The sequence below is a fragment of the Streptomyces sp. NPDC012794 genome (genome assembly GCF_042901085.1).
Classification (GTDB): Bacteria; Actinomycetota; Actinomycetes; order Streptomycetales; family Streptomycetaceae; genus Streptomyces.
On sequence record NZ_JBIBCI010000008.1, the window covers coordinates 206,059 to 219,420 of the forward strand.

Here is a 13,362-nt window from a genome sequence, read left to right on the forward strand (position 1 = left end):
AAGCGATGGCCGTTCCAGGAGATCCGCCCAACGGCACCCCCGAAGGCACCGGCGGGGGTGATGACGAACTGCGCCCGGACGAGTACCGCTCGGTGGTGTTCGACGAGGACTTCGTCCGTGCTGCCCGGCTCCAGGAGTTCTCCGCCCAGGAACGCATGGGCGAGCACGCGCGGGCCGTCCGCAGCCGTTCCATCTGGTCCGGCGGCGGCACCGCCCGGCCGCGCACCGGCACCCCGGCGCGCGGTGCCCGTCAGGGCATGCTGCTCGTCCTGCTCATCGCCACGGCCTTCGCGATCGCCGTCTACATGGGCCTGCGCAACCCGTACGCCCCTGCGCCCGGCGGCGAGACCGAACCGCTGAACAGCACCGTCGTCCCCCTGGCGCCGGCCGCCACGGTGCCCGGCGGCCGCCCGGCCGACCTCTACGCGAACAGCCCGGCCGCCGCGTACCGGGTGGGCGCGGCCGGGATCACCCTGCCGGCCGTCCGCCGCACGCACCACTTCACCGAGGGCCAGGTCGTCGCCGCCCTGTCCATCGCCAAGGACTACCTGGTCCAGTCCTCGCTGGACCCGGACGTGCTCTCCGGCGCCGCCTCCCGGCCCGTGCGGGTGCTGCTGGACCCCGGGCAGCTCGCCCAGTTCGACGAGAGCATGGCCTCGCCCTCCGCGGACGGCCGGCACGCCGCCACCGGCTGGCTGGTCCGCTTCGACCCGGGTACCGCCGTCGTCGCCGACAGCCGCGTCCGGGTGAACGGCACCCTCACCTTCCAGGAACTGAACCCGAAGCTGCTGGAGGTGAGCACGGATCACACTTTCGTGTACGCCGTACGGCCGGCGGCCGGGCCGCCCGCCGCCGACGGGGCCTCGCTGTTCACCGTCCGCCGCGAGCTGCGCCTGCGCTTCGACCGGGAGGACCTCATGGCCCGCCGGGCGGAGGTGACCTCGGCGTACGTGATGGCCGGGCCGCAGGACTGCGCGAGCGAGCCCGCCGGGGGATTCCGCCCGCTGCCGGCCGGCGCCGGGCCGACCACCGTGGGCCCGCCCGCGAGCGACCCGTACGCCACCGGTCGCCCCAGGCGCACGGCCGGGCTGTGCGGCGTACTGGCCGAGCCCGACGCGCAGGGCAGCCCGCGGGCCCTGCCGCAGCCGCCCCCGCCGGCCTCGGTCAGTCCCGTTCCGTAGAGCCCTTCGGCCCGTCGGAGCCGCCGGAGTCCCTGGTGGCGGCGCCGCCCGTGCCGGTGAACCGGTCGCGCAGCTTCCCACCGAGGTCGCCCGCGCCGCCGGCGATGTCGCCGACCAGCTTCATCAGCGGGTCCTTGCTGGTGCGCACCGACTCCGCGTAGTGCGAGGCGGACTGGCGGAAGGAGTCGGTCACCGAGGTGTCCTTGTCCTCTTCCCGCCGGGGGTAGTGCCCGGCCACGATCCGCTGGTAGTCCCGGCTCTGGGACCACTTCTTCAGCTCGGCCGCCCGCACCGTGGTGAAGGGGTGGGTGCGCGGCAGCACATTGAGGATCTTCAGGACGGAGTCGCGCAGGTCGCCGCTCTCCTCGTACTCCTCGGCCTGGGCCAGGAAGGCGTCGACGTTCATCTCGTGGAGGTGGTTGCCGCCCGCGATCTTCATCAGGCCGCGCATCGAGGCGTTGACGTCCTGCCCGACCAGCAGCCCGGCCCGGTCCGCCGACAGCTCCGACTTGCGGAACCACTCCCGCAGCGCGGTGACGATCGCCATGACCGCCACATTGCCCAGCGGGATCCACGCCACCTTCAGCGCCAGGTTCGTCAAGAACAGCAGCACCGTGCGGTACACGGAGTGCCCGGACAGCGCGTGGCCCACCTCGTGGCCCACCACCGCCCGCATCTCCTCCTCGTCCAGCAGCTCCACCAGCGCGGTCGTGACCACGATGATCGGCTCGTCCAGCCCGATGCACATCGCGTTGGGCTTCGGGTCCTGCTGCACGTACATCTGGGGGACCTTCTCCAGGTCCAGGACGGAGCAGGCGTCGCGCAGCATCTCGTGCAGGTGCGGGAACTGGGTCTCGCCCACCCGCACCGAGTCCGACAGGAACAGCAGCCGCAGGCTGCGCTCCGGGAGCAGCCCGCTGAGCGCCTTGAACACGGTGTCGAAACCGGCGAGCCGGCGCAGCGCGACCAGCGCCGAGCGGTCCGCCGGGTGCTCGTACGCCCGCGAGGAAATCCCCGGGTACCTCCTGCGCTCGCGTGCCGGTGTCTTCACGGATCCGGTGTCCGTCATGGGCCCTCCCCCTGGGTCGGCTGTGGTGACGTGCCTCTATCCTCGTCCAACGCCTGAGTCGGCGTGAGCGTGCCCAGGGCCCCCGCATACGATGTGAGGGAAGTCTCCGCCCGCTCCCCGACTCGATAGGTACCTGCCTGATGAGCCTCTCCACCACCGCCCACAACCTGGTCGTCCTCGCCGCGGAGGAAGGGGGGAAGCACGGCGGCGGCCACGACAGCCTGAACCCGTACCTGACCGGTGGCGCCGCGTTCGTCATCCTGATGCTCATGCTCTGGGTGACCACCCGCCTGAACCGCGACCGCTGAGCCGGGTTCCCTTCTGTACCGGGCCTCCGCGCGCGTGCCACCGGGCCAGTAGGCTCTGCGCTCATGGGAGAGCAGGAAATGCCTACGGGCCCGGTCAAGCGCCGGCTCGGAGTGATGGGCGGGACGTTCGACCCGATCCACCACGGACACCTGGTGGCCGCCAGTGAGGTGGCCGCCCTTTTCCACCTCGACGAGGTGGTCTTCGTACCCACGGGCGAGCCGTGGCAGAAGTCGCAGCGGGCCGTGTCGCCCGCCGAGGACCGCTACCTGATGACGGTCATCGCGACCGCCTCCAACCCGCAGTTCTCCGTGAGCCGCATCGACATCGACCGCGGCGGCCCGACGTACACCATCGACACCCTGCGGGATCTGAGCGCGCTCAACGCCGACGCCGACCTGTTCTTCATCACCGGTGCCGATGCCCTCGCCCAGATCCTGACCTGGCGCAACGCGGACGAGCTGTTCTCCCTCGCCCATTTCATCGGAGTGACCCGGCCCGGCCACGTCCTCACCGACGACGGACTGCCCGAGGGCGGGGTCTCCCTGGTCGAGGTGCCCGCGCTCGCGATCTCCTCCACGGACTGCCGTACGCGGGTCGCCCACGGCGACCCGGTCTGGTATCTGGTTCCGGACGGTGTGGTGCGCTACATCGACAAGCGCGAGCTGTACCGGGGAGCCTGAGCTTCCGGAGAGAGGGGCACCGCGGTGAACGACCCACAGGATCCGTACGACCCGTACGCCGCCCAGCAGCAGCTCATCGGCTACGACCCGTACGGCAGGCCCGTGTACGGCCAGGCGGCCGCACGGCCCGAACCGCCCGCCCCGCCCCCGTACGGCCTGCCCCACGAGCAGTACCCGCAGTACGAGCAGTACCCGCAATACCCGCAGTACCCGCAGTACGAGCAGCCCTACCCGCCGCCGCAGCAGTACGACGCCCACCCGCAGCAGCAGGAGTACCCGCAGGCCCCCGCCTCCGGGTACGACACCCAGCAGGCCCAGCAGTGGATCCCGCAGCAGACGGCCCCACAGCAGCCGCCGGCCCCGGCACCCGCACCGGCACCACCCGCCCAGGTCCCCGAACCGCGCCGGGCCGCGCCCGCCGGACCCCCCTCCGAGAGCCCGGACGGCCCCGGCGCCGGCCGTGACTACCGCACGGAGCAGTTCGCCTTCCTCGACCGGCCCGACGAGGACTCCGAGGACGTCATCGACTGGCTCGCCTTCACCGAGAGCCGGACCGAGCGCCGCGAGGAGGCCCGCCGCCGCGGCCGCAACCGGGGCGTCGCCCTGGTCGTCGTCCTGGCCCTCTTCACCGTGGGCGGGCTCGGCTACCTCTGGTACGCGGGCAAGCTGCCCTTCCTCGACGGCCCCGGGCAGCAGCAGGGCGCGGCGGCCGCCACCGGGGCGCAGAAGCGCGACATGATCGTCGTGCACCTCCACAACACCAAGCGGGGCGGCAGCTCCACCGCCCTGCTCGTGGACAACGTCACCACCGCGCGCGGCGCCACCGTCCTGATCCCCAACACCCTGGGCGTGCCCAAGCAGGACGGCACCGGGACCTCCCTCGGCAAGTCCGTCGAGGAGGGCGGCCTCGGCACCCGGGAGTCCCTCGACACCGTGCTCGGCACCCGCATCGGCGGCACCTGGCGCCTGGACACCCCCTTCCTGGAACGGCTCGTCGAGCTGATCGGGGGCATCGAGGTGGACACCGACGCGGCCGTCCCGGCCGACGAGCAGGCCCGGACCCCGGCCGTGGCGCAGGGCCCCCGGCAGAGCCTGACCGGGGCGATGGCCGTCGCGTACGCCACGCACCGGGGCCAGGGCGAACCGGAGGCCAGGCAGCTGGAGCGCACCGGCAGGGTGCTCTACGCCGTCCTGCGCAAGGTCCCGGGCGACCCGAAGGCGGCGGCCACGACCGTGGAGAGCATGGGCCAGATCCTCGACCCGGGACTGGACGCCCAGAACCTCGGCGGCCTGCTGTCGCGGATCGGTGAGCACGCCAAGGCGGCGGCGTACCGCACCGAGGTGCTGGCCGTGAAGCCGGACGGAAGCCTGACCGACGAGGCCAACCGGAAGGTGGTCAAGGAGATCCTCGGCGGCTCCTTCACCGCGGCCCAGCCCGGCGCCGTCCCGCGCGTGGGCCTCAAGGACGCCACCGGCAGCGAGAAGGCGCAGGTCGCGGCGAAGGCCGCGCTGCTCAACGGGGGCTACGGCTTCGTGGACGGCGGCAAGGCCGACGGGACGGCGGCCACCACGCGGATCACGTACCAGGACGACGCGCAGCGGGACCGCGCGATCGACGTCGCCAAGACGCTGGGGCTGCCGGAGACGGCCGTGAAGAAGGCCGAGAACGCGGTGAACGCGGACGTGGTGGTGCTGCTGGGGAAGGACTACAACCCGTCCTGACCTGGTGATTCCGCCCGCGCGAACCGTTGCGCGCGGGCGGTGGCGGCGGTACGTGAGACCCTTGTAGGAATCTGCCCGCCAACCCGAAAGCATGGCCAGTGACCGCCACGGACCGCTCCATCGAGCTCATCACCACCGCCGCCCAGGCGGCGGCCGACCGGCTCGCGCACGACATCATCGCGTACGACGTCAGCGACGTGCTGTCGATCACCGATGCCTTCCTGCTCGCCTCGGCGCCCAACGACCGCCAGGTCAAGTCGATCGTCGACGAGATCGAGGAGCGCCTCCTGAAGGAGCTCGGCGCCAAGCCGGTGCGCCGCGAGGGCGACCGCGACGCCCGTTGGATCCTCCTCGACTACGTCGACATCGTCGTCCACGTCCAGCACAGCGAGGAGCGCGTCTTCTACGCGCTGGAGCGCCTGTGGAAGGACTGCCCCGAGATCGAGCTCCCCGAGGACGCCAAGCTCACCCTCGGCAAGGCCGAGGAGCACGCCAAGCTGCGCGAGGCGCAGGGGGACGACGAACTGGACGGTGATCTGTTCTGAGCGCGCCCACCACCGCTGCCGGCCGGCCCGGCAGGAAGATCGTCCTCTGGCGGCACGGCCAGACCGCCTGGAACCTGGAGCGCCGGTTCCAGGGTTCGACGGACATCGAGCTGACCGAGACGGGTGTGGCGCAGGCGCGCCGCGCCGCCCGGCTGCTCGCCTCGCTGAAGCCGGACGCCATCGTCGCCTCCGACCTGCGGCGGGCGGCGGACACGGCCGCCGAGCTGGCCGCCGTCACGGGCCTGCCGGTGGCACACGACGAGTCGCTGCGCGAGACGTACGCCGGTGACTGGCAGGGGCTCACCCACGAGGAGATCCTCGAGAAGTACGGCGAGCAGTACGCGGCCTGGAAGCGCGGCGAGCCCGTCCGCCGCGGTGGCGGCGAGCTGGAGACCGAGGTCGCCGACCGCGCCGCTCCGGTGGTGCTCAGCCACGCGGACCGGCTGCCCGAGGGCGGCACGCTCGTCGTCGTCAGCCACGGCGGCACCATCCGTACGACCATCGGGCGCCTGCTGGGCCTGGAGGCGTACTACTGGGAGGGCCTCGGCGGGCTCTCCAACTGCTGCTGGTCCGTCCTCGGTGAGGGCGCGCGCGGCTGGCGCCTGCTGGAGCACAACGCCGGCACGCTGCCGGAACCGGTGCTCGGCGACGACGACTGAGGCCTCCGCGGTGTCCCGCGGGGCGGCTCGGACCCGGATTTCACTTTCCGGCTGGTCACAGGCTAGAGTTCTTCTTGTTCGCAGCGAAGAACACCGGAAACGGGGGGAACGCCGCGGAGAGCGGGGCTATAGCTCAGTTGGTAGAGCGCCTGCATGGCATGCAGGAGGTCAGGAGTTCAATTCTCCTTAGCTCCACAATCAGGATCCCGTCCCCAACAGGGGGCGGGATCCTTGCGTTTGTCGCCCTTTGTGCGCTTGCTGCCCCGTTCGCTGCCGACGTGGCAGAATCGGACGGCCGGAGGGGGACACGACGGCCCGACGCGGGAGGGAGTCGCTGACGGATGGGTGCACACCGGCGGCGGTGCGACTGGTGCAACAACGGCACGCCGATCGTGCGGGACATGGAGCCGGTCAACCCCGACTACCAGTACTGGTGCGAGGAATGCGCGCGGGCGCTGATCATAAAAGGCGACCCGATCGAGACGTACCGGGAGCTGGAGGGCGAGCCGATCTACGGCCGCCTGCTCGACGAGCACTGCACGCTGAAGCGGTTCTACCAGTTCGCCCGGGCGTGACGGCTCGGGTCGCATCGGCTTGGGGCGGATCGGCTTCCGGGTCGGCTCGGGGACCGGATCGGATCGCGGCGAACCACTCAAAACGGGCAGGGCGGGCAGGCGTCCGAGCCCCGGAAGGACTCGTGGAAGGGCCCGGGGAAACCGATTTTTGGACTGGGGCCATGACCGTGTAATGTTCTCGATGTCGCCAGGGGGAACCGGCAAGGGAAACCGAGAAGGGGCCCGGCGGCAGAGAGAAACAAGGGGCTATAGCTCAGTTGGTAGAGCGCCTGCATGGCATGCAGGAGGTCAGGAGTTCAATTCTCCTTAGCTCCACAGTGAAGAAGCGGGCCACCCGGATCGGGTGGCCCGCTTCTCGTCGTGCCCGGCCCGTGGAACGTCCGAGCGCCCGTGGGGGCCGCTGCGGTACCCTGACGCCATGCGTGCCGTACGCCTTCTGCTTACCGAGCCGCGCTGATCAGTACCGACCCTTCGAGACGGTCGGCATCGGCGCGGCGTCCCCTCCTGTGCGAGGGGTTTTTTCGTTTGGGCAGGCAGAGACGGCAGAGACGATCGATGGAGCTTCAGGAATCATGAGCGAGACGAACACCCCGGCCCCCGAGGCGGCCGAGGGGCACCGTTACACGGCTGCCATGGCCGCCGACATCGAGGCACGCTGGCAGGACGTATGGGACGCGGAGGGCACCTACGAGGCGCCGAACCCGAGCGGTGACCTGGCCGGCGACCCGGCGGTCGTCGCCCGGCCCAAGAAGTTCATCATGGACATGTTCCCGTACCCCTCCGGTGCGGGCCTGCACGTCGGCCACCCGCTGGGCTACATCGCCACCGACGTGTACGCGCGCCACCAGCGCATGTCCGGCCACAACGTCCTGCACACCCTGGGCTTCGACGCCTTCGGCCTGCCCGCCGAGCAGTACGCCGTGCAGACCGGCACCCACCCGCGCGTGTCGACCGAGGCGAACATCGAGAACATGAAGGTCCAGCTGCGCCGGCTGGGCCTGGGCCACGACAAGCGCCGCTCCTTCGCCACGATCGACCCCGAGTACTACAAGTGGACCCAGTGGATCTTCCTGCAGATCTACAACTCCTACTACGACGCCGACGCGAAGAAGGCCCGGCCGATCTCCGAGCTGGTCGCCGCCTTCGAGAACGGCACCCGCGAGGTCCCCGGCGGCCGCGCCTGGGCCGGCCTGACCGCCGCCGAGCGCGCCGACGTCCTGAACGGCTTCCGCCTGGCCTATGCCTCGGACGCGCCCGTCAACTGGTGCCCCGGGCTGGGCACCGTACTGGCCAACGAGGAGGTCACCGCGGACGGCCGGTCCGAGCGCGGCAACTTCCCCGTCTTCAAGTCCCGGCTGAGCCAGTGGAACATGCGGATCACGGCCTACGCCGACCGCCTGCTGGACGACCTGGACGCGCTGGACTGGCCCGACGCCATCAAGCTGCAGCAGCGCAACTGGATCGGCCGCAGCGAGGGCGCGCGCGTCGACTTCGCGCTGGGCGACGAGGCCATCACCGTCTTCACGACCCGCCCCGACACGCTGTTCGGCGCCACCTACATGGTCCTGGCACCGGAGCACCCGCTGGTCGACAAGTTCGTCCCGGCCGCCTGGCCCGAGGGCACCCACGACGTGTGGACCGGCGGGTACGCCACCCCCGCCGAGGCCGTGGCCGCGTACCGCAAGCAGGCCGCCTCCAAGTCGGACGTCGAGCGGCAGGCCGAGGCCAAGGACAAGACCGGTGTCTTCACCGGCGAGTACGCGGTCAACCCGGTCAGCGGCGAGAAGGTCCCCGTCTTCATCGCCGACTACGTCCTGATGGGGTACGGCACCGGCGCGATCATGGCCGTCCCGGCGCACGACGCCCGCGACTTCGAGTTCGCCCGCGCCTTCGAGCTGCCGATCCGCTGCGTCGTCGAGCCGACGGACGGCCGCGGCACCGACCCGGCCGAGTGGGAGGACGCGTTCGTCTCCCACGACGCCAAGCTGGTCAACTCCGCCGGCGAGGGCATCTCGCTGGACGGCCTGGGCGTCGTCGAGGCCAAGGCCGCCATCACCGAGTGGCTGACCGGACGCGGCATCGGCGAGGGCACCGTCAACTTCCGCCTGCGCGACTGGCTCTTCAGCCGCCAGCGCTACTGGGGCGAGCCCTTCCCGATCGTCTACGACGAGGACGGCATCGCCCACTCCCTGCCCGAGTCGATGCTGCCGCTGGAGCTGCCGGAGGTCGAGGACTACTCGCCGCGCACCTTCGAGCCCGACGACGCCACGTCGAAGCCGGAGACCCCGCTGTCGCGCAACGAGGCGTGGGTCAACGTGGAACTGGACCTGGGCGACGGCGTCAAGCGGTACCGCCGCGAGACCAACACCATGCCGAACTGGGCCGGTTCCTGCTGGTACGAGCTGCGCTACCTGGACCCGAACAACGCCTCGGCCATGGTGGCCCCGGAGATCGAGCAGTACTGGATGGGCCCGCGCGAGGGAGCGCCGCACGGCGGCGTCGACCTGTACGTGGGCGGCGCCGAGCACGCCGTGCTGCACCTGCTGTACGCCCGCTTCTGGTCCAAGGTGCTGTTCGACCTGGGCCACGTGTCGTCGGCCGAGCCGTTCCACAAGCTCTTCAACCAGGGCATGATCCAGGCGTACGCCTACACCGACGCGCGCGGCGTGTACGTCCCGGCGGCCGAGGTCGAGGAGCGCGACGGCGGCTACTTCCACCAGGGCCAGCCCGTCAAGCGCGAGCACGGCAAGATGGGCAAGTCCCTGAAGAACGCCGTCACGCCCGACGAGATCTGCGCGGAGTACGGCGCGGACACCCTGCGCCTGTACGAGATGGCGATGGGTCCGCTGGACGTCTCGCGTCCGTGGGACACCCGCGCCGTCGTCGGCCAGTACCGCCTGCTCCAGCGCCTGTGGCGCAACATCGTGGACGAGGAGACCGGCGCGGTCACCGTCGTCGACGGCGAGCCCGACGAGGCCACCCTGCGGGCCCTGCACAAGGCCATCGACGGGGCCGGCTCGGACATGGAGGGCCTGCGCTTCAACACGGCCATCGCGAAGATCACCGAGCTGAACAACACCCTGACGAAGGCGGGCCGCCCGCTGGAGCGGTCCGTCGCCGAGCGGCTGGTGCTGCTGGTCGCCCCGCTGGCGCCGCACATCGCGGAGGAGCTGTGGCACCGCCTGGGCCACACCGACTCGGTGGTCCACCAGGACTTCCCGGTCGCCGACCCGCGGTACGTCGTGGACGAGACGGTCACCTGCGTGGTCCAGGTCAAGGGCAAGGTCAAGGCGCGTCTGGAGGTGCCGCCGAGCATCTCGGAGGCCGAGCTGGAGCAGCTGGCCACCACCGACGCGGGCGTCGTCGCGGCCCTGGGCGGCGCCGACATCCGCAAGGTGATCGTGCGCGCGCCGAAGCTGGTGAACATCGTCATCTGAGCCGGCCGGAACTCCCCGTGCGGCCGTTCCAGGGCCTTCATGGGGGAGATCCCGTACGGGCAGGTTGGGGGTTCGACGGGAACCCCTGGCCTGCCCTCGGCGTTTACGGTGGAGGGGTCGGGAACAGGCCGGGGAAGGGAACCTCATGGAGGTAGGCGCGTTGATCATCATCTTTGCTCTGGTGGTGCTGTTCGCCTTCCTGGGGCTGGGCGCCTGGGCCACGGTCAAGGCGGTCGGCGCGGCGAAGCGCGGCGTCGACCGGACGATCACGCAGGCCCGCCGGACGGTGGAGGACACCACCCTGAAGGCCAGGAGCATCGCCCAGCCCGGGGTGACGGGGTCTCTCGCCCAGCTGCGCCTGGACCTGCGGAACTCGATGCGCGCCACCCAGACCGCCCTCTACGAGGGCGTGCGGGCGGACAGCTCGCTGAGCGAGTCCATCGCCCTCTTCGAGAGGCTGAGCCGGCACGGGCACGAGCTGGACGACGAGCTGAAGCGCCTGGAGCAGGACCCCGACCGCAAGCGGATCGCGGAGCGCCTGCCCGAGCTGCGGGAGCGCACCCTCAAGATCAAGCAGTCGGCCGATTCGCTCCGCTGGGCCGCGCGCGACCGCGCCCAGCGGTTCGCGGACGACGAGCTGGCGCTCCTCTCGGAGCAGATCGAGGTCGAGTCGGGCGCCCTGCGCGACTGGTCCCGGGAGCCGGCCGACGACCTGGCAGCCGCCGCGGCCGCCTGGGACGCGGCTCAGACGGCCGAGGCGGCCCGCACGGCCGAGGCCGGGCCGGACGTGGCCGCGGGTGCCGCCACGGGTGCGCAGCGGGACGCGGAAGCGGGGCGTCCGGCGGAATCGGGCCGGGCTGCGGAAGGGGGGCGTCCGGAGCTGAACCCTTCCGCGCCGGCCGCGGCCTACCCCTGGCAGAAGGCTCCGAGGCCCGAGACCACCACCTGAGCGGAGGGCGGTCCGGGGCGCGGGGGATGCCCGGGCTGCCGGAACAGCCCCTCTGCCGGTAACCTCCGGCTCATGTCCCGCCATGTCGCGATCGTCACCGATTCCACGGCCTACCTGCCCCCGCAGGCGATGGCGCGGCACGGGATCACCTCCGTCCCCCTGACCGTCGTCCTGGGCGACGAGGCACTGGAGGAGGGGACCGAGATCTCCGCCCGCAGCCTCGCCGCGGCCCTGCAGAAGCGCCGCTCGGTCACCACCTCCCGCCCCGGTCCGGAGCAGTTCGTACGGGCCTACCGGGCCGCGGCGGACGCCGGCGCCACCGGCATCGTCAGCCTCCACTTGTCCGCCGAGTTCTCCGGCACCTACGACGCCGCCGTCGTCGCTGCCCGGACCGCCCCCGTGCCGGTCCGCGTCGTCGACACGGGCATGGTCGCCATGGCCCTCGGCTTCTGCGCCCTGGCCGCCGCGGAGACGGCCGATGCCGGAGGCTCCGCCGACGAGGCCGTGGCCGCCGCCGAGAAGCGGGCCGCCGACATGGCGGCCTATTTCTACGTGGACACCCTCGACTACCTCCGGCGCGGCGGCCGGATCGGGGCCGCCCAAGCCCTCCTCGGCTCGGCGCTGGCGGTCAAGCCGCTGCTGACGCTGGACGGCGGGCGGATCGAGATGCTGGAGAAGGTACGCACGGCCTCCAAGGCCATCGCCCGGCTGGAGGAGCTGGCCGTCGAACGGGCCGGGGCGCGCAGCGTCGACGTCGCCGTCCACCACCTCGCAGCCCCGGAGCGGGCCGAGAAGCTGGCCCAGCGGCTGCGCGAACGCATCCCCGGTCTGGTCGAGCTGCACGTCAGCGAGGTCGGCGCGGTGATCGGCGCGCACACCGGGCCGGGGCTGCTGGCCGCGGTCGTCTCGCCCCGCTGATCACCCGGAAGGGTGGCCGGGTTATCCACAACGGGCCGGTCATCCACCGGAATTGGGCGCTCCGAGCGGTGGGCCGGGATCGGTCCTAGCTTCGGTGGCATGACTCTTCGAACGCGTACCTCGCATCTCGTTTCGCATCTCGTTTCGCATTCCGTTCCGGGGCCTGGGGCGGGGGCCGGTTCGGGTCCTGTGCCGGGGCCCGGGTCCGGTGCCGGCTCGGGTCCCGTGCCCGGGCCTGTGCCGGGTCCCGTTTCACGTCTCGCGTCGGGTCCCGCCTCGCGTGTCGCCGGGGCTTCCCCGAGGGCGGCCGGCGGCGGTGGCGGTGGCAGTGGGCCCGGGCGGGGCCGCCGGTCCGACGGCAGGTTCCGGGACCGCGGCCGCACCCGGTCCCGGCCCGATCCCGCCGAGGTGCGGCGCAGGGCCGAAGCCCTCCTCGCGGGGGTCGCCCCCGCGCCCTCGGAGGCGGAGACCGGGGCCTCCCCGAGGGTGGCGGATCCGCCGGATGACGCGGAGCCGGTGGGTGTGCCGGGCGCCGGAGAGGTGCCGGACCGTGTGGCGGTGCCGGGGGCCGGGGAAGCGCCCGATTCCGTCGGGGTGTTGGGGGCGCGGGAGGCGCGGCGGCTGGCTCTGCGGGAGCGGCTGCCCGTGTGGGTGCAGGCCCGGTGCGGGGTGGAGCCGCGCACGGTGGCCGCCGTGGTGGTGGTGCTGGCGGCGGCGGTCGGCTTCGCCGCCCAGCAGTACTGGTCGGGCCGGCCGCAGCCGGTGACGGCCCCGGCCGTGATCGGCCCGGCGCCCGCCGCCTCGGCCGCGGCGGCGGGTGCGGCTCCGGCCGGTGCGGGTGCCCGCATCGTGGTGGATGTCAGCGGCAAGGTGCGCGACCCCGGTGTACGGCGGCTGCCCAGCGGCTCCCGGGTGGAGGACGCGCTGGCCGCCGCCGGGGGAGTGCGGCCGGGCACGGACACCACCGGGCTCAACCGGGCCCGGGTCCTCGTCGACGGCGAACAGGTGCTGGTGGGGGTCGCCCCGCAGCCGCCGCCGTCGGGTGGGCCGGGTGCCGGGGGCGCGGCCGGTGCCGGTCCGCTGAGCCTCGGCAGCGCCACCGTCGAGCAGCTGGACGGGCTGCCCGGAGTGGGGCCCGTGCTCGCCCGGAACATCGTCGACTTCCGCACCGCCCGGGGCGGGTTCCGGGCCGTGGAGGACCTCCGGCAGGTCAACGGCATCGGCGAGCGGAGGTTCGCGGAGCTGCGAAGGCTGGTGCGGCTGTGAGCACCGCCGGGGAGCGTACGGGGCCGGGGTGTGCCGGGGCTGGGTGTGCCGG

General features: G+C 72.3%; 12 protein-coding genes and 2 tRNA genes. 13 read left to right on the plus strand and 1 reads right to left on the minus strand.

Annotation, left to right across the window (positions count from 1 at the left end):
* Nucleotides 1-5 precede the first annotated feature (5 nt).
* Nucleotides 6-1,181 carry a hypothetical protein gene (locus ACFY7H_RS17590; protein WP_388938956.1) on the plus strand — a complete coding sequence of 392 codons (1,176 nt, stop codon included), beginning with the start codon at nucleotides 6-8 and terminating at the stop codon, nucleotides 1,179-1,181.
* Here ACFY7H_RS17590 and ACFY7H_RS17595 read toward each other — a convergent pair.
* Entirely contained in the window at nucleotides 1,165-2,250 is a 1,086-nt protein-coding gene (locus tag ACFY7H_RS17595) for a M48 family metallopeptidase (protein WP_388938958.1), read from the minus strand. The genes ACFY7H_RS17590 and ACFY7H_RS17595 overlap by 17 nt on opposite strands.
* A gap of 140 nt (nucleotides 2,251-2,390) precedes the next feature.
* On the opposite strand from ACFY7H_RS17595, the gene ACFY7H_RS17600 reads away from it, so the two are divergent.
* From ACFY7H_RS17600 to ACFY7H_RS17655, 12 genes are all read left to right on the plus strand, one after another.
* Nucleotides 2,391-2,558: a hypothetical protein gene (locus ACFY7H_RS17600; protein WP_388938960.1), complete on the plus strand. Its 168-nt coding sequence runs from the start codon at nucleotides 2,391-2,393 to the stop codon at nucleotides 2,556-2,558.
* 63 nt (nucleotides 2,559-2,621) lie between these two features.
* Nucleotides 2,622-3,239 (plus strand): nicotinate-nucleotide adenylyltransferase, encoded by a 618-nt coding sequence (gene nadD, locus ACFY7H_RS17605; protein WP_388938962.1) that lies wholly within the window; start codon nucleotides 2,622-2,624, stop codon nucleotides 3,237-3,239.
* Nucleotides 3,240-3,263: 24 nt separating this feature from the next.
* Nucleotides 3,264-4,961 (plus strand): LCP family protein, encoded by a 1,698-nt coding sequence (locus tag ACFY7H_RS17610; protein WP_388938963.1) that lies wholly within the window; start codon nucleotides 3,264-3,266, stop codon nucleotides 4,959-4,961.
* Nucleotides 4,962-5,059: 98 nt separating this feature from the next.
* The gene (rsfS, locus tag ACFY7H_RS17615) at nucleotides 5,060-5,506 is read left to right on the plus strand and encodes a ribosome silencing factor (RefSeq protein ID WP_388938965.1); all 447 of its coding nucleotides are present in this window, start codon (nucleotides 5,060-5,062) and stop codon (nucleotides 5,504-5,506) included.
* Nucleotides 5,503-6,165, plus strand: a complete 663-nt coding sequence (locus tag ACFY7H_RS17620; RefSeq protein WP_388939134.1) for a histidine phosphatase family protein — start codon at nucleotides 5,503-5,505, stop codon at nucleotides 6,163-6,165. The genes rsfS and ACFY7H_RS17620 overlap by 4 nt, the downstream gene beginning before the upstream one ends.
* 122 nt (nucleotides 6,166-6,287) lie before the next feature.
* Nucleotides 6,288-6,360, plus strand: a tRNA-Ala gene (locus ACFY7H_RS17625).
* A 146-nt stretch (nucleotides 6,361-6,506) separates the two neighbouring features.
* Entirely contained in the window at nucleotides 6,507-6,740 is a 234-nt protein-coding gene (locus ACFY7H_RS17630) for a hypothetical protein (RefSeq protein ID WP_007264019.1), read from the plus strand.
* 242 nt (nucleotides 6,741-6,982) lie between these two features.
* Nucleotides 6,983-7,055: transfer RNA gene (locus ACFY7H_RS17635), tRNA-Ala, on the plus strand.
* Nucleotides 7,056-7,312: 257 nt separating this feature from the next.
* A complete protein-coding gene (leuS, locus tag ACFY7H_RS17640; protein ID WP_388938967.1) occupies nucleotides 7,313-10,177 on the plus strand; it encodes a leucine--tRNA ligase in 2,865 nt (954 codons plus the stop codon).
* A 145-nt stretch (nucleotides 10,178-10,322) separates the two neighbouring features.
* Nucleotides 10,323-11,126 carry a hypothetical protein gene (locus ACFY7H_RS17645; protein WP_388938969.1) on the plus strand — a complete coding sequence of 268 codons (804 nt, stop codon included), beginning with the start codon at nucleotides 10,323-10,325 and terminating at the stop codon, nucleotides 11,124-11,126.
* A gap of 72 nt (nucleotides 11,127-11,198) precedes the next feature.
* Complete coding sequence (locus ACFY7H_RS17650; protein WP_388938970.1) at nucleotides 11,199-12,044, plus strand: DegV family protein; 846 nt, start codon at nucleotides 11,199-11,201, stop codon at nucleotides 12,042-12,044.
* 408 nt (nucleotides 12,045-12,452) lie between these two features.
* Nucleotides 12,453-13,310 carry a helix-hairpin-helix domain-containing protein gene (locus tag ACFY7H_RS17655; RefSeq protein ID WP_388938972.1) on the plus strand — a complete coding sequence of 286 codons (858 nt, stop codon included), beginning with the start codon at nucleotides 12,453-12,455 and terminating at the stop codon, nucleotides 13,308-13,310.
* Nucleotides 13,311-13,362: the final 52 nt, after the last annotated feature.

What these genes read in the sequence shown, in the direction of transcription:
- ACFY7H_RS17590 (WP_388938956.1), top strand. Translation starts at nt 6, where the DNA reads ATGGCCGTTCCAGGAGATCCGCCCAACGGCACCCCCGAAGGCACCGGC.
- ACFY7H_RS17595 (WP_388938958.1), bottom strand. Translation starts at nt 2,250, where the DNA reads ATGACGGACACCGGATCCGTGAAGACACCGGCACGCGAGCGCAGGAGG.
- ACFY7H_RS17600 (WP_388938960.1), top strand. Translation starts at nt 2,391, where the DNA reads ATGAGCCTCTCCACCACCGCCCACAACCTGGTCGTCCTCGCCGCGGAG.
- nadD (WP_388938962.1), top strand. Translation starts at nt 2,622, where the DNA reads ATGGGAGAGCAGGAAATGCCTACGGGCCCGGTCAAGCGCCGGCTCGGA.
- ACFY7H_RS17630 (WP_007264019.1), top strand. Translation starts at nt 6,507, where the DNA reads ATGGGTGCACACCGGCGGCGGTGCGACTGGTGCAACAACGGCACGCCG.
- leuS (WP_388938967.1), top strand. Translation starts at nt 7,313, where the DNA reads ATGAGCGAGACGAACACCCCGGCCCCCGAGGCGGCCGAGGGGCACCGT.
- ACFY7H_RS17645 (WP_388938969.1), top strand. Translation starts at nt 10,323, where the DNA reads ATGGAGGTAGGCGCGTTGATCATCATCTTTGCTCTGGTGGTGCTGTTC.
- ACFY7H_RS17650 (WP_388938970.1), top strand. Translation starts at nt 11,199, where the DNA reads ATGTCCCGCCATGTCGCGATCGTCACCGATTCCACGGCCTACCTGCCC.